We start from the raw sequence: 19,633 nt of genomic DNA on the forward strand, positions 1-19,633 counted from the left end.
AGAGAAATGCCCGAAAGGGTTTTGCTCATTTCATTTATTCCGGTTACGGTCCGAGAAAAGGCGCGGTAGATATTAACACCTTCGAAGGAATAATTGAAAACGACAATGAAATGCTTCTCTTTGTCTCGAAAGACATGTCATTCTCTCCGGAAAGAAAAGCCGTTCTCTTCGAGATGCTTTCTGGTCCGGAGAAGGCCAAAGACGACTTCATTTACTTGTTTGAGTGGTTTTACGAAAACTCATTTTCTGTGATAGAACCAAAGCTCGAAAGGACGCTTCCAAAAGTAGCAACTGATCTGAAGAAAGAGATTGAAGCTTCCGGCATTAAGTTTCTGAAGACACTCATAAAGAACATCGACTATACGAGTTATGAAGAACTCGAAAGAGCTGTGATTTGTCCCAGCTACTTCTCCGAATTCCTGGTCTCAAACGCAGCAATACTTTTTGTAAAGGAAGATATGTATACTGTGGGATTCCGCTTCAGAGAGGTAATGACCACTCCCAAGAATCAGCTGGAAACGTCTGCCGATACTTTTGATGCTCTTGCTCATGAGAAAAGACTCGCCATAATTAGGCATCTATCGATGGGCCAATCTTCCGGACATGAGCTCGCAAGAGCGTTAGATCTTTCTAATTTCGAGATTGGAGAGCACATCGACATCTTACGTGAAGCAGGTATGGTCAGCGTGGAGAAGATGAATCAAATGATGTATTTCTCTCTCAACAAGGAGGCTGTCGTCTTAAGATTGGTAGAGCTATTGAAGGCTTTATAGAAGTCAATAAAGGTTAGGTGTTCTCTTCCAGTTTTCGATGAATCACCTCTATTTCAAGCAGGCGGAGCCTATTGAAAATCCTTTCGTCCTTCTTGTTTTTTAGGAGTTGAAGAGCGACTTTTGCTCCAATCGAAGCCAGACTTCCAAGTGTCTTTCCGGTCGTGTACCATTGCTTCAGCGGAGTCTCTTTAAGAATTATCTCAACGAGAGTCACTTCTTCCTCTTTCATAACTACACTGTGAGGCTCCAAACTTCTCTTCTGCATCTCGAGCTTCTTTTCCAGGTTTTCATATATCTTTCTTATACTTGACAGCGAGACCAAGCTCTCAACTGAATATTCGTTTGCTCTCTTAAGAGGAAGAGAGCTGTCGAAAATCTCGAGCGCGCCTTTAAGATCGTCTTTTTCGGGGATCTGACCTTTCCTTTCCATCTGGAAATCGAAGCGAGGCTGGATTCCAGTACTCTTGAGCCGAATCCTCTTCTCACCGCTCATATATCAAGAGTATCCTTTTCCGTCTCGGCCATGATTCTAGTTACTTCAAACTTCAGATCTTCATCTATCAACGAGAAAATATAACCGTAGACGTAATTGAAGTACTGCATAGTTGGACCATCGAAATAAGAGGTGTTCAGTGTTCCAATGTATTCTTTCAAGGTTACAGGGAGTGAACTCCCGCTTCTGGAAAGTTCCTTCTCATTCTCAGTGAACTCATCAAGGAGCTTCTTCAACCTCTCTATCGCTTTTCTGTTGTATCTGGAGTACCTTGCACTTCTCAGAGACTCAACCTTTTCTTCAGCCATTTTGTAGAAGCCGTTTTTCACATCTCTGTATCTTTCATTCTGGCTTTCATCGACCAGCGAGAGGTCCATACCCGTTTCAAGTCTTGCGGCATTGTTCATAGCATCCCTTATGGCCATCTCATCATTTGACGCTCTGATACCTTCCAGAATGTTCTCGAGCTCTTTCAAAATCGCTTCATTTCTCTCCCGCTGTCTTCTCTCGATCTCAAGATCTCTTTCCTTTCTTAAAGAGTAAAACTCTTCCTGTGCCTGTACCAGTCGCTTCGAATACTCAGTTAGAAGCGATATGGAGTCTGTGCCGGAAGCCGCTCCAAATTCCTTTATGAGGCTTTCCCCACGCGTGAATATTTCTTCTACTTCTTTCTCTGTCTGGGCCGTCTTGAGATCTGTGAAGACTTTGTCCATTGCAAGCCTGAAAAACTCAATGTTATTAGGAAACTTACTGGTGGCTGCACTCAACACCAACCTACTCTCGAAATCTTGTTTCCCCTGCTGAAGCTCTTTCAAACGTTGTAGAAACTCGTCGGGACCAGGGTCTTTCCTGAACTTAAACTCATAAGGTCCAAGGAATATACCCCCCTCTCTCAGGATAAGCCTATAAGCAACATAGCCTAACAAAACAGCAATAATGATCAGTAACGCAGTCATAGGAATCCCTCCCGAAACACGCCTTCAAATAGGATGATACCATTTTTTGATAGTCACCGGACAGAGGGCGATATGCAGAGTAAAGTTTTACTGTTGGATCAACAAATAGTATAAGAGCTAGAATCACCTTTTCTAAACAGGACTCTCTTTGACAGCACTCTCAGATTCTCTGAAAGCTCGACCTCCAATAGGCTAGTTATTGGCTAGGAATAACAGAACAACAGTCACCGGAATGTCATTCGCTACGAGTGGATTCCGTTTGGTGGAGAATCTCTTTAATTTATAAAGCATTCCCAGCGATCATCTGTTATCATTCAGACTGAACAAACTAAAGGAAATAGCCCTTAAAGGAACATGAACTTTCCCGTCTTCTACAACGGAATCTGATGTGCACAGCGTCCCGCTGTGTGTTATCAAATAAGTCTCGAAAATTGCAAGTCGAAACTGACTCTTCGCATACTCTGAAGCAATTCATCTCATCATTCTCACTAAACTAATTCTGTGGAAAGACTCCTGCGTTTCACGAGGAAGGTGCCTGACATAATCATCATAGCCGGTTTGGGGATTAATCTGATCATCAGATAGATCAGAGCCATGTTCATAAACCAGTATATATACCAAAACCTTTGCATGATCTCAATCGGATTCCCGAACACATCGAATATGGGATAGACGAGAAAACCTGCGGCTATGTGATAACCTAGTATGAAAAGAGTATGTTTGCCAAAGAGAGAGAGGATAGACCTCGCAAGCTTGACCTTCTCAAGAATCTGAGCTAGACCGCATACAGCTATTATCCCAACCAGTGCAGCAATTACGTATAGAAGAGGTGACGAGCCGAAGTAGTCTTCCATCAGATAGACTTCGTTAGAAAAAGCAGCTGTTGAAACGAATAATGCACATGCAGTTACCGTAAGGAGAACAGGGATTCTTTTTGAAGAAAGTCCCAATGACTTCACCACTTTACCAACGGCAAAATATGGAAGCACGGCAAGCGCAACATCAATTTTGAAGGGCAGAGCCCCGTAGAAGAAGAACATCGACACGAAACCCAGAACAATTCCAATCGGTAGAATATTCAGCTTCTTCAGAACTGAATAGTAGATCTCCGTGACGAAAACGGCAGGAACAAACCATAATGGAATGATGTTCAGTGGAATTATCCCCACGGCAGTACGAACGGTCAGAACATTCACCAAAACTGAGCCAATGGAGAAATTTAGTTCTTCTCGCGTCACCAGCAGTTTGACGATCAGCCAGATTAGTATGTTGAACCCGGCCATTGTGTAGTAAGGCACCATTAGCTGCTTAAGCCTCTTCTTTACGCCCTTCCTAATTGGCAGTTCCTTTGAGAAAAGACCGGAAAGAAAGAAGAAGGTGCAGGCCGCCGGGTTTATTAGATTAGCAACTAACTGAGGGGGGAGAGTGTGATACATAATCACCAGTGCCATAAGAAAACCCCTGGCAACATCAATCCAGACGATACGTTCGCCGCTTAGTGCAAATTCTGCTGGTTGTTTATTCAAGAGCGACACACTCCGCTGAAAATCTCACTGACAGTATATCACAGGTGAAAGAGGCTTGGTTAATCATTTGGTGGCAATGGTAAAATGCAGACAGTGGTGACGTGTGAAAAAATATCAGTACTTCAAACCGAAATATGCTCGAAAATTAGCTGTTTCTTAGGGTGTTTGTCTCTGATAGACTGTGTGTGTTTGGAAGTTTCGATTAGTAGAGTGCTGAATTATATGGCTCACGTTGTTATACTTAACATTATAGGGAAGTGAAACACATTGGGTCCCGAAGCAAATGGAAGTACAGTCTGTTTGAAGGAATTCGCTGGCCAAGCGGCCGTCTGGCAGGAGGTATGCTTATGAAAAAAGTTCTTATCTTTCTAATTGTCTTGATCTCGGTAGTTACCCTGGCCCAAGAATATGATGAGTTGTTCAACAGTCTCTTGTCAAGGAGTGATGACTTCGTTTCATTCTCTGGAGCTGGCTTTGATGCGAGATTCGTTCCTGCTTATGCTGCTACCGACTCCGAATCAAAGGTTATCGCCGATCAGAATCTGCTGGGCATACTAATCATCAGATCTACGAGAGTGATGGACTTAGAAGTGAACAACGTTGCGATAATTGACAGCGAAAGCGAAGAGAGAGTCCCTTATCAAATCTACAAAGTTGAAGATCTCTCCGTGCCCTTGCAGTTACCCTTTTCCCTTCCATCTGGTGGAGTTCTGGTATTGACTTCAAAATCAGAAGTTCAGGACTACTTTATGGACATAAGAATACAACAGATTCTTCTCCCGTGGAGAGTGAAGACCACAGAACCTGGAAAGATAGTCGAGATGGCACCCGTAACCCTTGATGAAACAACGCCGGTAGTTGACGTCCAGGAGACATATGATTACGATTCAATAGTTGAAGGCATGGCCGATCTTAACGACAGACTCAACTTCCTTCAGGACAACGTCGAAGGACTGAACCTACAGTTCAGGAGGCTAAACACATTATTTCTGGATACTCAAGTCGCGCTGGCAGAATACAAAGCAGCGGTTGACAGGGGAGCTTTCGACATTGAAGAATTCGCAGTATCGATAGAAAACAGGCTTGTTTCTCTCGAAGATGCGGTTGTCGATAATCCTGTGCTTAGAATTGAGTTCGAAGAACTCAGTGATTCGCTCGAACGACTCTATTTATCACTTGTAGAATGGAGTGACGAGATTTCTAGAATAGAAACGCTTGCAGCATCACAAAGCCATCTTAACGACAGAGTGAATAGCCTTCAGGACTCGATTGAGGATGTGAGAGCCTCTGCAGCAGAACAGACCGACTCTGCAGTTATTCTATCCATAAACGAGAAAATTGATGAGATCTCCGAAGTCTTGTCAGCAATGAAATATGGATTTGAAGAGCTGGAAAACTCTGTTGAAAAACACTCGGGCGAAATAGAATCAATCCACGAAAGACTAGTAATCGAGTTGGATATTCTGGATAATCGATTTGAGGTTGTTGAAACAATGTTTGAGTCCAACACCGAAGCCATCCTGAATAATAGTGAGCTTCTGAATGAAGTGGCTTTGGAACTCGATGGATTGTCAAAATACGTTTCAGAGATTTCTCTAGCTCAGATGGAAAGAGTTAGTTCATTATCTGAGACTCTCTTGTATATCGAAGAGAGAGTATCGGCTACTGAACTGTCGCTAGCTGCTCTAGAAGAGATAAGAGCTAGACTAACCGCTTCAGAATCAACTGCCAAAACTCTCTCTAATAGAATTGATACTCTCGAGGAACATCGTTCTTCAATCGAAGGTACTTTGGAGGTTCTTGAGGAAAAGATTGAAGATCTCGAAATCGGTGTATTTGGAACCGGAGCAATAAACTTCGCTGAACTCGAAACCGAGATACTTGAGCTCCGCGGAATAGTCGACAGTTTGTCTAGGGGATTCGTGAGATTCAACTCAGATTTGATAAGTCTCGGAGAATCGATTCCGCCTGCAGGAGTATCTATAGAGGCTTTTGGAGAAGCATACGATGAGTTGACCGGGAGTATTGGAGAACTAAACTCTGAGCTCTCGGACGTAAGAACCCTTTTGGTTGACCTTGATCGTTCGATAGAACTTCTCGAAGAATCTCTGGGAGTTGTATCCGTAGATCTCGACAGTATGAAGGGGAATTTTGATGGCTCGGTTGCTGCAATAGATAGTAATCTGAAGGCAATTCAACGGCTCCAGAATGATCTATCCAAAACGAAGGAAGAGCTAGCCGCAACCGCGCAGGAACTCAGGAGTCTGTCATCGGAACTGACGGCGGTAATTGTTACCAGGGATGAGATCACTGAAATAACTGAAGAGGCAGTTAAGCGAGTTGGAGAAGAAACAGCGCGCGAGATCGCATCACTGAAAAGGACGAATAATATCTGGTTGACGGTAGCTGTTATCTCGTCGCTTGCAGCGCTTGTTCTGGGAATAATAAACATACTCCCTTAATTGACATCATGTTTCCATAGGACAAGAGTGGCTCGGGGGGGAGACCCAAGTTACCAAGGTGATCGGTTCCGTCCCACACTTCGTTGGATCCGACAAAGCCGGGCACTTAGCGGCGCCCGGCTTGGGAGATATTGAGCCTAATCTTACTCAAGACTTGTTATGGATGGTTCTTCTTTATCTTGCCACAGACTAACCAACAATAGCTTTGAGATCCTCTTCCGCCGTCGTAATTGGTTTTATATCGAAGTTATCCACAAGAACCTTGAGAACGTTAGGTGATACGAATGCGGGAAGAATCGGTCCAAGACGTATTCCCTTCACTCCCATGTAGAGAAGTGCGAGAAGAACGGCAACCGCCTTCTGCTCATACCACGCGATATCGTACTCTATCGGCAGATCGTTTATGTCATCAAGTCCAAAGGCATCTTTGAGCTTGAGAGCCGTCACCACTAGTGAGTACGAGTCATTACACTGGCCCGCATCTACAACTCTCGGTATACCACCGATATCGCCAAGATCAAGCATATTATATCTGTACTTTGCACAACCTGCAGTCAGGATAACCATATTGTCAGGCAGTTTCTCGGCGAGTTCAGTATAATACTCGCGTTCTTTCGAGTGACCGTCACAGCCACCCATTACCACGAATTTCTTTATCGCCCCCGACTTGACCGCGTCGATTATCTTATCCGACACTTTGGAAAGCTGATCATGAGCAAGACCCACAACAATAGTCTTACCTGGTCTGGCACCTATATCACCGATTTTGAGAGCCTCTTCTATGATCCGCGAAAAGTCCTTCTGCTTACCATCCATCCTGTTAGGGATATGTGCAACGCCCGGCCAACCGACAAGGCCCGTTGTGAATATTCTCTCCTTGTAAGAGTCCCTCGGTTTCTGAATGCAGTTCGTGGTCATTAGAATAGGACCTCCAAACTCTTCAAATTCCTTCTGCTGATTGTACCAGGATGTACCGAAATTCCCCTTTAGGTGATTGAACTTCTTAAGGTTCGGATAGGCATTTGCAGGGAGCATTTCGCCATGAGTGTAGATGTTTATTCCCTTTCCTTCGGTCTGCTTCAGGAGCTCTTCGAGATCCAGGAGATCATGTCCGCTCACCAGAATTCCAGGTCCCTCAAGTTTTCCCGTATATACGGAAGTTATTTCGGGATTTCCGTAGCTTGTCGTATTCGCTTCATCCAGCAAGGCCATAGCCTTCACCGCATACTCTCCTGCTCTTAAAACAAGGGACACATAGTCGTCGACACTTAGCGAATCGTCGAGACAGGCCGCCATTCCTTCCTGAAGAAAATCAAGGATCGAACTTTCCGAGTGTTTCAAAATGTACGCGTGATCAGTGTAAGCGGCGATTCCCTTAAGTCCGTAAGTAAGAAGCTCCCTGAGTGAGCGGATGTCTTCATCTCTTGTATCCATAACGCCAACTTCGGCACCTTTCATTTCGTAAACATCAAGCCCACCGGAGACTCTCCAGGTGCAGGCTTCTGGAACTTCTCCGTCAAACTCCTTACCATGTACTCTCTTGAATGATTCTCTGAACATCACTTCGATCCTGTCTCTTGCGGCCAGAGCCTTATCGATCTTCTTACCAAGGCTCACAGAATCGAAGTCGACATTTGTTATTGTTGTGAACAGTCCTTCAGCGATGTGGAGGCCTGTGTCGGAATCGTTTATCCCGACTTCTCTCGCTTTCACTCCCCAAAACGAAGTTCCTTTTAGAATCCAGATGAGAAGATCTTGAAGATTTGCCACTTCCGGCTCTTTTCCACAAACACCTTTGACGGTGCACCCTGTTCCCTTCATCGTTTCTGAACACTGAAAACAGAACAAGTGAATCCCTCCTTCGCTATCATAACTATCTTACATCCGCTGTGAGGGCTGTATCGGTAACATATGTTACACATCATCCGAATCAATAGTATATGAACTCTCTTGAGTAAATGAACTCCTCAGGAGGATTGGAGCCATCTTGAAATTCCGTTCTTCTAAGCTCACGGGCGGGGTTGCCGTTTTCGTCTCTCAGAAGTATGTCAACCCTCGTTCGGTATTCAGTGGCGTGTTCCATGCCTTCTTTTCTGATTCTTACTATGGTAGTCTCGCTCTTGAGAAATCCGTTCAGATCATAAGTGAATCTACTCTCAACGACTATATTCACATCCGTACCAAGGTCTTCAACGCTCTCTCTAACAATGGAATAACTCTTTGTCTTTCTTCCGCTGTCGTCGAAGTAGAGAGTGTTAGTTGAAGACCCTGTTTCCGTTGATATGGAAAAGGAAAGCGTTCTTTCGACCAAATCCAACCAGTAACGAGTTCTCTCAAGTTCATTCCCAGTGCCGTCAAAGGCAATGGCTTCATAGAATTCATCGTCATAGATGACTTCAACCGTCTGGAAGACCTCACCTTCATCGTCTATGAATTCCTTCCTGACGAGCCTGTCAAACTCGTCATAAACGTAGATGATCTTCATACTACTTCTTTCACTGGCGATCAGCAAACCCGACTCGCTAAAAGAAAGCGTCTCGGGTTCCGAAACCAGTAACTGGGCACCTAACCTGGCGATTTCGACTCTGACACTCTTCAGATCTCCAACGAAACCGAATTGTTCTGCAGTCAATTCCTCTTCCATGAAGACTGCTGATAGTGCAGTAAGTACGACAAAGGTTGAAATGAAAATCAGTAATGCTTTTTTCATGCTTCTCTCCTCGCTTTGCTCTTTGACCTATGCTAATCATATCAAATTACTGGCAAAAGGATATCGTCAAACGCTCAAACTCAACAACACTCCGCTCTATCTTCCCAATTCTGATATACTGAGTATGAAAACAAAGACGCTTCTGTTGGGGGGACCTAAGGTGAATTTCAAAGAACTCTCTGAAGCAAGTGGAATAAAATACGAAACGGTGAGGAACTACGTTAAGGTCCTCATTGAAGAAGGACTGATTGATGAAGTCAATGAGGAAGTGGTTGAAGTCGTCAAGAAGATGCCCGGTTTCACTTCGCAAGGTCTGACAGTTGTTGAAGCCGCGCACAGGGCTACAGGAAAAGCGGACTCCAAAAGTTCTCTCTCCGAAGAAGTATCCGAACTTCGAGAAAGAGTTCACACCCTTCAAGAGGAGAACGAACAGCTTAGGAGAGAGCTTCAGGAAGAGAGGTCTCTCACTAACTATCTGAAAGAGAACCTAGCATCCTTTGAGGATCACACTAAGAACTCTTCTGGAATTACAGTTTACGGAAAAGAAGCAAGTACAGCTGCGGATGCTCTTAAGAGCGCTATAAAGTCTGCCGGAAGCGGTTTTTTACAATTCCTACAGTGGCTTTTCGACACCGAAGAGAAAGAAACTGCCGAGAAAACTGACCAGTAACTGACTAACTTCCCTTGAAAGTAAACCAAAAAGACAGGCGCCCCTTCTCAGGTGCGCCTGTCGAATCGTCATTTGCAAACGAACTAGAAGTCTAGCGTTGCGAGAATTCCGGTGTACCATTTAGCCCAGTTTTCTGCATCCTGCGAATCGGCCAGTCCAACCAAAGCAAAGTACTCTCCTGGACCGAACACTTCGGCATCAACCGATTCGGAGAACAGTGCTATCCAGCAGAGTTGTCCAGAGAAGTCCAGAGCGAAAACGTTTACTGTTGACTCCCGACCGATATTTCCTGAATAGCTATCAACTACCTCGAAATTACCAAATCCACCAAGATACTCATAAACAAGCTCACTAAGTACGCCTTCAGTACTTGCAGGTTCGTCTGTCTCACCGACAAAAAGCTTGCCGACAATAGTTCCACGCAATCCTAAATCGGCCACCTCAAAATAGTCGGAAAGGTAAAACTGCACTGAGAATTCTGGCGGCATCAAGAATCCGAAATAGTCGCCTTCAACCTCTAGCCAGTCATCAATATTGATATCAATATCATCTTCTTTGAGAAGTGAGTCGATCATCTTGACGAAAAGATCTGTATGTTCACTCTTTTCCAATTCAGGAACAACTACTTCTTCTTCCAATTCTTCTTCCACATCGATAAAGCTTCCAACGATTTTGGAAATGATTTCCTTCGCCATTTCGAGTTCCGAACCTTGGTAATTCGCGAGCTCGAAAACGAACATCGTTACCGGTCCCGGTTCCGTCACATCCAGTTCCTCAGATGGATAGTACACGGCAATGAATGGATACTCTGCTTCCGGTCTCACCTTTAATGATGCAAGATAAGCAACGAGCCCGCTCTCAAGTTCTACTGTCTCTTCATATGCCCTGTCAGTCGAAGCGCTCTCGCCATAAAGAGAAGCGACCACCGCCTCAACCAACTCTTCACGCTCATAAGACTCAAGCTGATAGAAGAAGAGCCTACCGAACAAAGCGTTGTCTTCATCGAAGATTTGAGCGTCGTAGTTCAAACCCATCTTCTCCTGGAAGATCGAGTAACTATCGGGTATCATTATTTTCGAAGTGCCAATTGTCTCGGTCTTCCACGCAGGATCATCCGGGCCTTTCCACCCTTCTCTGAAGGTTACCAGTAGTGAATCTACAGTTCTTAGAGTAAGAGCAGGCAACCCTTCCGGAGCGGGAGGAACCGCCTCCAAATCAGTAGCTTCGATGGTTTCTGTAGGCTCGGGAGTAAGGGTCCTCAATCCGAGCTGAGCAGAAAGGGTAGCAGCAACAAGAATCATCACAAACATAATGAACAGTCTTTTCATACGTGCGCCTCCTCTTTCTTTGAGTCTCAAACGCAAAGACTTCTTAGAAGAATTCTACTACCAGAGCTTAGTTTATGATACTCAAATCGGGACCCTAATACGAACTTACGCCGTTCTGTCGAAACCTTTTGTCGTGTAGTCAACTCTCATGCCCACATACTCAAGCGCTCTTCTCAGAGCCACGTTAATTGAATAAGTCCTTGTTCCCATATACGGATCAACTCCCTGAATACGACTGGAGAACTCGGAAAATACTGGAATTCGCGACCCTTCAGAAATCCTTTCAAGTAGCTTGCTGACACATTCTGGACAGTTTGTCTTCAAAAGCCTGCATATCGCCGGAACTACCTTACCGAACTTGTCCATTACACCTGAAAAACCAAACATCCTGCATAGCAGTGGCCTGTATCTGTATTCTGTGCATCCGCCTTCCTTGCTCAATTCTGGTGAGCTCTCAAAAAGAATACAACTATCGTCGTCCAAAACGGTCTCCAATGTCGAAAGAAACAGCTCGGCTCTACCCTCATTCCAGAGTTTCAAAGAAAGCGGAAGAAATTCGGTGATTGTTACCTGAATAGCATCGCCGCGAGTTCTACAGCATTCTCTGCAGGAAGGGGGGCATCTTAAACCGGTTTCGATCCGGATTTGATTTGTTAGCTCTTCAACTGAATCAAATAGCTCCTGTACTTCGAGTGCCTTTCCATATAAGTCTTTGAACGACAGATCGATTATCAATGACGTTCCTCCTCCAGACACGCTGGAGAAATCTTCTCACCTCTAGCAGCGCAAATCAATCCTTCACAAGTAAATTCTGCATGGAGTTATCGCGAGTGTGTGATGACAAAACTATCACAAAGAGGCAGTTATACTTCCTAAGCAAGGCGCTTGTTCTGTACTTTCTCGTGAGAGCTTTGTTGGCATTTCGCTTGCTAAACTGCCTGTATCAACGTCGATCTGGAATGGTTGGAAGATCCGCATCTGCCGAGATTACGGAAAGACGAAGATATGAGTTTCAACCTAAGAAGAGCTGAACTAATCGAAACACAAAAGATGTGGCTGTTGCGGTTTTCCTCTTTGACAGAATCTGTGGGCATTTAAAAGTACTTTGTGTATGCTTGCTTGCGCCGGCTGATTCACGTCAACGCCCGCGAATCATTCTCACGCGTGAACCTTTTATAGAACTGAAATTCGGATCTAGAGCAACGCGCACTGACATCTCTAGAAACTCAGCGGGTTCCTCTACATTCCGAAAGGAGAGCAGCCTCAAGCAGCTGCTCTCCAAGATTGCTAAGGAGTTCTCCAATTATCTACCTGCAGAAACGATCGACCAGTTGACTAATCTTTCGAGATACTCCTGTCTAGAAGGCTCCGGAAGGGGACTCTCTTTATCTATGATGTATTCTTCAAGCGACTTGAAGCTGGCTCTACCTTCTTCAATCTCCTTTCCTATTCCTGAATCGAAGCTTCTGTATCTTTCTTTCAAGAGGTCTTCCAGCGTGCCCTCCTGCAAGAGTTTGGCGGCGGCCTTCAGTCCCAGAGCGAATGTATCCATACCAGCTATATGGCTTGAAAAGAGATCTTTCTCTTCATAAGAACCCCTTCTCACTTTAGCATCGAAGTTCAAACCACCGGGATTGAGACCCCCGTTCTTGATTATCTCGTACATTCCTAGTGTTGTGGAGTAGACATCTGTCGGAAACTGGTCCGTATCCCATCCTAGAAGCAAGTCTCCCTGGTTTGCATCAACACTTCCAAGAAGACCATTGATCCTGGCAAATCTCAGTTCATGCTGAAAGTCATGTCCGGCAAGGGTTGCGTGATTGGCCTCAACATTGAACTTGAAGTGCTCTTCAAGACCGTACTTTCTCAGGAAAGACAATGCATTTGCCACGTCGAAATCGTACTGGTGCTTCGTAGGTTCCATGGGTTTCGGTTCTATCAGGAATTGGCCTTCGAACCCGATTTCCTTCGCATAATCTACAGCCATGTGAAAGAATCTGGCAAGATTTTCTATCTCTAGACTCATATTGGTGTTAAGAAGAGTCTCATACCCTTCTCTTCCTCCCCAGAATACGTAGTTTTTACCGCCCAGCTCTTTTGTAACTTCAATCGCTTTCTTCACCTGAGCAGCAGCATAGGCATAGACATCCGCATCGCAAGATGTGGCAGCCCCATGCATGAATCTCGGGTGCGCAAACAAGTTTGCCGTTCCCCAAAGTATTCCGACGTTGCTTGTTTTTAGATGATCGGAAATATGTCTCACTATCTCATCGAGATTGTTGTTTGTCTGCCGCAGAGTATTTCCCTCAGGGGCAATATCTCGATCATGAAAACAGAAGTAGTCAATGCTTAGCTTTTCGCAGAACTCAAACGCTGCATCGACCTTAAGCTTTGCCAGAGTCATAGGATCCTTAACGCTGTCCCAGCTTCTTCTCGCTGTCGGCTGACCGAACATGTCTAGTCCATCACCCTTGAAGGTATGCCAGAAAGCCACAGCAAATCTCAGATACTCTCTCATAGTGGTCCCCATGATTGTCTCTTCAGGGTTGTAGAAACTGAACGCAAGCGGGTCGCGATTATCCGGCCCTTTGTACTGAATTCTCTCTATCTTGTCGAAAATGCTCATTGCAGTCCCTCCTTTCAGTTGACAATTTCCTGCTGCAAGCGGCTAATCTCTCCGAAACGTTCTTTCATGCTAATATATAGATCCTTGTATATCCTGAATACCCTGTCGTATACACTCTTCGCGTTTTCGTTTGGTCTGTATTCTCTCTTCATCTTTATCCACGATGAAGAATCCAGACCCAATGCCTTAGAAGCAAGGCGAGCAGAACCGTACGCGGGACCTTCATCGACTTCGGGAAGCCAAATCGTCTTCCCAAGGTTATCTGCCACTATCTGGCACCAAGTATCGCTTCTCGAACCTCCCCCGACGATTCTCACATCATTCATGTCTGACCCTAGGCCCTCAATCAGCTCAGCCCCTTCTCTCAAGGCATAAACCACACCCTCGTAGATGCTTCTGAAAATATCCCCCTTGCTGTGGAAGGATGACAAGCCGAATATGGTACCTCTTGCATTCGGATCACGATGAGGAGTCCGATCGCCGTTCAGGTATGGAAGAAACACAACTCCGTTCGAACCCGCTGGCGCATTTTTTACTAGATTCTCCAAAGCATCGAAAGAGAGGCCCGCACCAAACCTCTCTTTGAACCAGTTTAAGGAGTTTGTCGCGGACAAGATCACGGCCATATGATAGAAGTCATTGCCGGTAACATGCCGGAAGAGATGAACCGCACCTTTGGGGTCGGGTCTTCCCTTCCTAGTCAGTGCAACAACAGTTCCAGAGGTACCGATACTGACCATTGCGTCACCCGGATTCTCGACACCGCATCCGTAAGCCGATGCCGCGTTGTCGGCACCACCTACTACAACGGGAACGTTTCTCAGCTCAGGAAGCGAAGCGCTTGTTACCGTTCCCGCTATCTTGGCCGATTCGATCAACTCCGGACTTGCTGACTCCTCAATACCTACGATCTTCATAATACTTCTGTCGAAGCCGCCTTCAAGATCGAGCATAGAAGTACCGGAAGCATCTGAGAAATCAGTCACAGATCTTTCCGTGAGTTTGAAGACTATGTAGTCCTTTGGCAACATCCACTTACGTATCTTCCTGAACTTATCGGGCTCGTTTTCTGCAAGCCAGAGGATCTTGGGAAGCGTGAACCCTGTCAACACAGGATTTCCAAATCTCTCAACGATCTTTTTCTCCCCGCCATACAACTCGGTAATTGTTTCACACTGTCTTTCAGTTCTCTGATCACACCAGAGAATCGCCGGATACACAACGTCTCCATCTTCATCTAATGCGACAAATGAATGCATCTGTCCGCTGATTGATATCGCATCGGGAATAACTCTGTTGCTTTGAACTAGATCCTTTAAGACGACTTCGGCTGCATTCCACCAGATCTCGGGGTTCTGTTGAGCCCAGCCCGGCCTCGGCGTCTCCATTGAGATCTCCTCCGTGGAAGAAGCGATAATCCTCCCGTTTTCGTCGACCGCTATTCCCTTCACAGAGTTTGTTCCTATGTCTATTCCTAAGAAAATGCTCATAGTCGTACTCCTTTAAACAAAATCGATGGTCTTCTTATCAATTATGTGAAGAGCCGCCCCAATCATCTTAGAACTTGCTCTACCCTTTTCGTGAAGTACGCTTCTTATGACTCTTATGTTCTGTCCGGTGGCGTATAGAACCCTTGAATTGACCAGATCAACAAGGTTGCGCAAAGATCTTTCGGGAAGCATTGACGCGACGCCGCCCAAAACGACAACTTCGGGATCAAGTGAATTAACTATGTTGATTATCCCTACACCCAGGCTTCTTTCAACCTCCTCAAGAAGGTACTTATATTCTGGATCTGACGAACTCAACACACCTAGATACTTCTCGTTGTTACTACTTCCTCTCAGAGCAAATCCCATCTCTTCTGCCCGACCAACTATTGCTTCGGTAGAAGCTATAGTCTCCCAGCAACCAAAGTTTCCACAATAACATTGCTTCCCATCTGTCTGAACCGTCATGTGCCCCAATTCGCCCGCAGAGTAGTCCCGGCCTCTATAAATCTGCCCGTCGAACATTATCCCGCAACCGATTCCCTCTGACACATATACAAAAACGATATCTCCTGCATTTGCAAGAGCGGGGTTATTCCACTTCTCTGCAATCAAAGAGAGATTTGCTTCATTGTCAAGAAATACAGGGTAGCGTCTGGATAGCCTTTCTTTGAGCACAAGATCCTTCCAGTTCAGATGAGGAACGTATACTATTCTTGAGTTCTCAACATCGACAATTCCAGGGACTGATACGGAGTAACCGAGAAATCTATACTTAGGGATATTTTTGGAAATTACCGAAGCCTTCTCGGCAAGGATTTTCATGAACTCATAGAAATCGGGAGGTGTTCTGAATTTGCTCATGACCGAAACAGACCCATCGAAGAATCCTTTACCTACTGTAGTCTCTTCGACGCCAATATCTATTACAATAGACATGAAGGCCTTTCTGTTGAGGCGAAGAACGATGGCCTTTCTTCCAATACGACCGGTCTCTTCCGCACTTACTTCTTCACAGAGCCCAACAGACAAAAAGTCCTTTATTATTTTTGTTATGGTACTGGGGTTCAGACCCGATGCAGTTGCAAGGTCTCGTCTAGTTGTGACAGGACTCTTCCTCAACAAATGAAGAATCAGCTTTCTATTAGATCTTCCAATGTTTTCTGAATCCAGCTTCTTTCCCACCAAGGCGAAATCCCCCTTTCTACTCTAGCTTACTACCTAATACAGATTAGAATAAATCTCAACAGGAGCATTTACAGGCGGTTGTTAAGGAATATCACTCTTAACTTGTCTTTTCCTAATTTATTTATTGCCGCAAAAAAAAGAAAGAGTTTCACTGTTGGTATCCTCTGATAGTTCTTATTTCACTGTTTGAGAACAATTCAACCTTATTGCATGACAATTCTAACAGAGGGAAAGAATGAAGACACAGAAAAAAACCATCTGTTCAGAAAGCAAATCTCTTTGAACTGCTTGAAAACCCGTCTCAGACAAAAGAGGATCTCTTATTTGTTTGCTGCAGAATATAACATCTTATATCTATTTGAATGGTTCCTGAAAATGTTTTCATTAAGATCAGGGATGATGTAAGGAAATCTAACCGTAAATATCTGAGATTGCTCGAAAGACATGTTGAAGAGGATGGGACATCATACCTTGAGAGTCAAAATGTTGTCAGTCTTTTGATGTTCTTGAAACAGTCACTACTCTAGAACTAAGTGTCTCTCCTTTTCTTGGTCTCGACCAGGCAAGTTTGATGATCAATAAAGACAGGTATCTTTTCATTCTTGGCTATGACAGAATAGAAGTACCATTCAGAGAAAAAGACGAGCGTTGGAGTGTATAGATTTTTCTGACGCACTTGCCAGCAAGGAGAGACTTGCTATTTTGAGAGAACTGAGCAGAGAGCCACATCGTCCAGTTAGGCTTGCAAAGAAACTGAAGATCTCCGCCGGAGATCTAAGCAACCACCTCGAAAAACTGAAGAAGTGAAGGCTTTTGGAGAGTGTCTATGATGGTGAACATGTGAAATACACCGTTAGGGCCGACGAAATTAAGAGATTGGCCAGCGATAGACTAGACAGACTACTCAAGGAAAAGACCGAATGAATATCGATTATGAACTTTCACTCCAAACAAACGGGGCCAGAGGCCCCGTAATCATTTGAAAGAGAATCATTTACCAACGAAATCAATGAACAAGTCCATGAACAGCTCCGTGTTCTCAACGATAATACTGTGTCCATACTCTTCAAGGACCTTTACTTGCACATTCTTAATGACTCTTTCAAATCTCCTCGCCATCTCTTCTGAGATTATCTGATCTAGCTTTCCCACGATGATCAGAAAGGGAACTTCGGTCCCTTTTAGCTCTTGAGTAAAATCGTATCTGTCAAGAGCCCTGGCATTTTCGACAAAACACCTTCCGTCCATCAGGAGCGCCTCTTCAACCAGAGCCTCTAGAAACTCGTCCTCCGCTCTTGTCGGCATAACCCCAACAAGAGCCTTCTTCAGGAGGTCTCTGTTGCCCTTATACATCTCAAGATATGGATAGGCCTCTTCAGGTGTAGTAAGTCCGTCAGGCGGAGCCGGATCGACAAGAACAACCCGGTCGATCAGATCGGGTCTCTTCACAACCACGCTCTGAGCAACCGCTCCACCTAAAGAGTGACCGACTAATACTACTCGGTCAACTTTCATCTCAAGTATGAAATCAATAACATAGTTCGCGTAATCTTCAATACTTACTTCTTCAAGCCTATCCGACCTTCCGAAATTCGGCAAGTCAATTGCATAACCTTTGAATCTCCGCGGAAGAATCTCTAGAGAAGGCTCGAACCATTTGCTCGAGGCGAAGTTTCCATGGACAAAGACCACTGGAATTCCTTCAGAATCCACGGTTTCAAGATAGAAGATCTTCTTGTCGACAACTTTAACGTACTTCTTAGCAATCTGCCTCTTCATGAATAACTCCCTCCCGTCTAGCAAGTTGGTTTCTCGATCATTATCTTTCGTATTAACATCTTTGAACACAATCGAAGCACTTTCACCAACTTCCAGCGCAAAAGCATTTCTCTCAAAACCGATTGTCATGAAGACCAGGTAGGTCATCAGAACCACTGCCAACTGCTTCTCTCGCATTTCAAATCACTTCTAAGAAGCCTCTTAGTCTACCCTACAAACCAAGATAAGAGCGCTTGACATATTCATTATGCATAAGGTCTTCCGCAGTACTCTCGATTGCAAGAGTTCCGTTCTCTATGACGTAACCCCGGTCGATTACTTTCAGACCCTGCCTAACGTTTTGCTCAGAGAGAATCATAGAGACTCCTTCAGATTTTATGGCTAAGAGTTTCTCAAAGAGCTCTGAAACCAGAGAAGGTTGGAGTCCCACTGAAGGCTCATCTAGAATCAGAAGTCTAGGAACCGCCATCAGAGCACGGCCCACTGCAAGCATTCTCTGCTGACCTCCGCTCATAGTTCCCGCCAGCTGATAAGCGCGTTCCTTAAGAATCGGAAAGATCTTGAATACAAAATCAAGCCTCTCTTCAATTCTATCTCTCGCCTCCTTGATGTAGGCAGCTCCAATCTTCAGGTTCTCGAGAACGTTCATAATAGGAAAGAGCTCACCGTCCTGAGGCACTACAGATATACCTTTTCTTATTATCGTATGGGTTTCGTACGGGATGAGAGATTCCCCTTCAAACAGTATTTCTCCGCTCGTAGGTTTAACCAAACCAATGATTGAGTTTATCAGGGTGGTCTTTCCCGCTCCATTGGGGCCGAAAAGTCCAACGGCTTCTTCTCCAACGGAAAAAGAGAAGTCCGTTACAACCTGAATTCTCCCGTATGAGACGTTTACGTTCTTGACTTCAAGCATCAGGCATCCTCCCCCAAATAAGCGGTGATCACGTTGTGTTGCTGTGAAACCTCACTATATGGACCTTCAGCGATAATTGCTCCTCTGTCTAGCACAATAACTCTCTCAGTAATCTCTCTAATTACACTCATGACGTGCTCTATTATGCAGATTGTCACACCTGTATCTCTAATCTTTCTTACAGTGTCTATCATCTCTCTGGTTTCATCCATATTCAAACCCGACATAACCTCGTCTAGAAAAAGAAGCTTTGGCTTTGTTGCCATAGCTCTGGCGATTTCGATCTTCTTGATATCCAAGACAGTTATCTTATCAAGGACTTCGTTAGGTTTAGCAAGACCGATCGTTTCGCAAAGCTTAATTGCGCTCTTTCGACTATCCTTTAGCTTTTCTCCGTTTCCGAACAGCCCACCAACCATAACATTTTCAGCTACGGTGAGATTCTTAAGGGGGCGCGCAATCTGGAAAGTTCTGGCTATACCCAAATGGCATCTCTTGTGAGTAGGCAGAAAAGTAATATCCGTACCATCAAAGAATATTCTGCCTTCACTCACAGTATGTAGTCCCGATATCACATTTGTAAGCGTTGTCTTTCCTGCGCCATTGGGACCTATTAGCCCTAGAATCTCGCCCTGCCGAATCTCCATTGTGACATCATCTACAGCTACAAGCCCGCCAAAGCGCTTAGTTACTTTTTCAACTTTGAGTATACTCAT

Annotated in this window: 17 protein-coding genes; 4 read left to right on the forward strand and 13 right to left on the reverse strand. The window is 44.8% G+C overall.

Annotated features, from left to right (window positions below):
* Window positions 1-110: 110 nt before the first annotated feature.
* Entirely contained in the window at window positions 111-773 is a 663-nt protein-coding gene (locus Q502_RS14655) for a helix-turn-helix transcriptional regulator (protein ID WP_243392192.1), read from the forward strand.
* Window positions 774-786: 13 nt separating this feature from the next.
* On the opposite strand, the gene Q502_RS07340 is transcribed toward Q502_RS14655, so the two are convergent.
* The 3 genes from Q502_RS07340 to Q502_RS07350 form a co-directional block, all read right to left on the reverse strand.
* Window positions 787-1,266, reverse strand: a complete 480-nt coding sequence (locus tag Q502_RS07340; protein WP_099828647.1) for a hypothetical protein — start codon at window positions 1,264-1,266, stop codon at window positions 787-789.
* A complete protein-coding gene (locus Q502_RS07345) occupies window positions 1,263-2,222 on the reverse strand; it encodes a hypothetical protein (RefSeq protein ID WP_099828648.1) in 960 nt (319 codons plus the stop codon). Before Q502_RS07345 ends, Q502_RS07340 begins: the two co-directional genes overlap by 4 nt.
* A gap of 488 nt (window positions 2,223-2,710) precedes the next feature.
* Window positions 2,711-3,748, reverse strand: a complete 1,038-nt coding sequence (locus tag Q502_RS07350; protein WP_243392194.1) for an acyltransferase family protein — start codon at window positions 3,746-3,748, stop codon at window positions 2,711-2,713.
* A 347-nt stretch (window positions 3,749-4,095) separates the two neighbouring features.
* Here Q502_RS07350 and Q502_RS07355 point away from each other — a divergent pair, with 347 nt between their 5' ends.
* A complete protein-coding gene (locus Q502_RS07355) occupies window positions 4,096-6,210 on the forward strand; it encodes a hypothetical protein (protein WP_099828649.1) in 2,115 nt (704 codons plus the stop codon).
* Window positions 6,211-6,399: 189 nt separating this feature from the next.
* Here Q502_RS07355 and hcp read toward each other — a convergent pair whose 3' ends face one another.
* Together hcp and Q502_RS07365 are read right to left on the reverse strand one after the other, a co-directional pair.
* Window positions 6,400-8,058, reverse strand: a complete 1,659-nt coding sequence (hcp, locus tag Q502_RS07360) for a hydroxylamine reductase (protein ID WP_099828650.1) — start codon at window positions 8,056-8,058, stop codon at window positions 6,400-6,402.
* 82 nt (window positions 8,059-8,140) lie between these two features.
* Window positions 8,141-8,920, reverse strand: coding sequence for a hypothetical protein (locus Q502_RS07365; protein WP_099828651.1), 780 nt, complete (start codon window positions 8,918-8,920; stop codon window positions 8,141-8,143).
* Window positions 8,921-9,080: 160 nt separating this feature from the next.
* Between Q502_RS07365 and Q502_RS07370 the strand changes: the two genes are divergently transcribed.
* Window positions 9,081-9,590 (forward strand): winged helix-turn-helix domain-containing protein, encoded by a 510-nt coding sequence (locus tag Q502_RS07370; protein ID WP_243392195.1) that lies wholly within the window; start codon window positions 9,081-9,083, stop codon window positions 9,588-9,590.
* A gap of 83 nt (window positions 9,591-9,673) precedes the next feature.
* Here the strand turns inward: Q502_RS07370 and Q502_RS07375 are convergent, their stop codons facing one another.
* From Q502_RS07375 to Q502_RS07395, 5 genes are all read right to left on the reverse strand, one after another.
* A complete protein-coding gene (locus Q502_RS07375) occupies window positions 9,674-10,918 on the reverse strand; it encodes a hypothetical protein (protein ID WP_099828652.1) in 1,245 nt (414 codons plus the stop codon).
* A 105-nt stretch (window positions 10,919-11,023) separates the two neighbouring features.
* Window positions 11,024-11,653, reverse strand: coding sequence for a YkgJ family cysteine cluster protein (locus Q502_RS07380; RefSeq protein ID WP_165775318.1), 630 nt, complete (start codon window positions 11,651-11,653; stop codon window positions 11,024-11,026).
* 568 nt (window positions 11,654-12,221) lie between these two features.
* The gene (gene xylA / locus Q502_RS07385; RefSeq protein ID WP_099828653.1) at window positions 12,222-13,544 is read right to left on the reverse strand and encodes a xylose isomerase; all 1,323 of its coding nucleotides are present in this window, start codon (window positions 13,542-13,544) and stop codon (window positions 12,222-12,224) included.
* A gap of 14 nt (window positions 13,545-13,558) precedes the next feature.
* The gene (gene xylB, locus Q502_RS07390; RefSeq protein ID WP_099828654.1) at window positions 13,559-15,034 is read right to left on the reverse strand and encodes a xylulokinase; all 1,476 of its coding nucleotides are present in this window, start codon (window positions 15,032-15,034) and stop codon (window positions 13,559-13,561) included.
* A gap of 12 nt (window positions 15,035-15,046) precedes the next feature.
* Window positions 15,047-16,219, reverse strand: a complete 1,173-nt coding sequence (locus Q502_RS07395) for an ROK family transcriptional regulator (protein WP_243392206.1) — start codon at window positions 16,217-16,219, stop codon at window positions 15,047-15,049.
* Window positions 16,220-16,924: 705 nt separating this feature from the next.
* Here Q502_RS07395 and Q502_RS14660 point away from each other — a divergent pair.
* Window positions 16,925-17,029, forward strand: coding sequence for an ArsR family transcriptional regulator (locus Q502_RS14660; protein ID WP_243392196.1), 105 nt, complete (start codon window positions 16,925-16,927; stop codon window positions 17,027-17,029).
* Window positions 17,030-17,212: 183 nt separating this feature from the next.
* Here the strand turns inward: Q502_RS14660 and Q502_RS07405 are convergent, their stop codons facing one another.
* The 3 genes from Q502_RS07405 to Q502_RS07415 are packed head-to-tail and all read right to left on the reverse strand — an operon-like array spanning window position 17,213 to window position 19,633.
* Window positions 17,213-18,178 (reverse strand): alpha/beta fold hydrolase, encoded by a 966-nt coding sequence (locus Q502_RS07405; RefSeq protein WP_258001835.1) that lies wholly within the window; start codon window positions 18,176-18,178, stop codon window positions 17,213-17,215.
* Window positions 18,179-18,212: 34 nt separating this feature from the next.
* A complete protein-coding gene (locus Q502_RS07410) occupies window positions 18,213-18,917 on the reverse strand; it encodes an ABC transporter ATP-binding protein (protein ID WP_099828656.1) in 705 nt (234 codons plus the stop codon).
* A complete protein-coding gene (locus Q502_RS07415; RefSeq protein ID WP_165775319.1) occupies window positions 18,917-19,633 on the reverse strand; it encodes an ABC transporter ATP-binding protein in 717 nt (238 codons plus the stop codon). The genes Q502_RS07410 and Q502_RS07415 overlap by 1 nt, the downstream gene beginning before the upstream one ends.

Origin of the sequence: Mesotoga sp. Brook.08.YT.4.2.5.2. (assembly GCF_003351125.1) — a bacterium.
Classification (GTDB): Bacteria; Thermotogota; Thermotogae; order Petrotogales; family Kosmotogaceae; genus Mesotoga.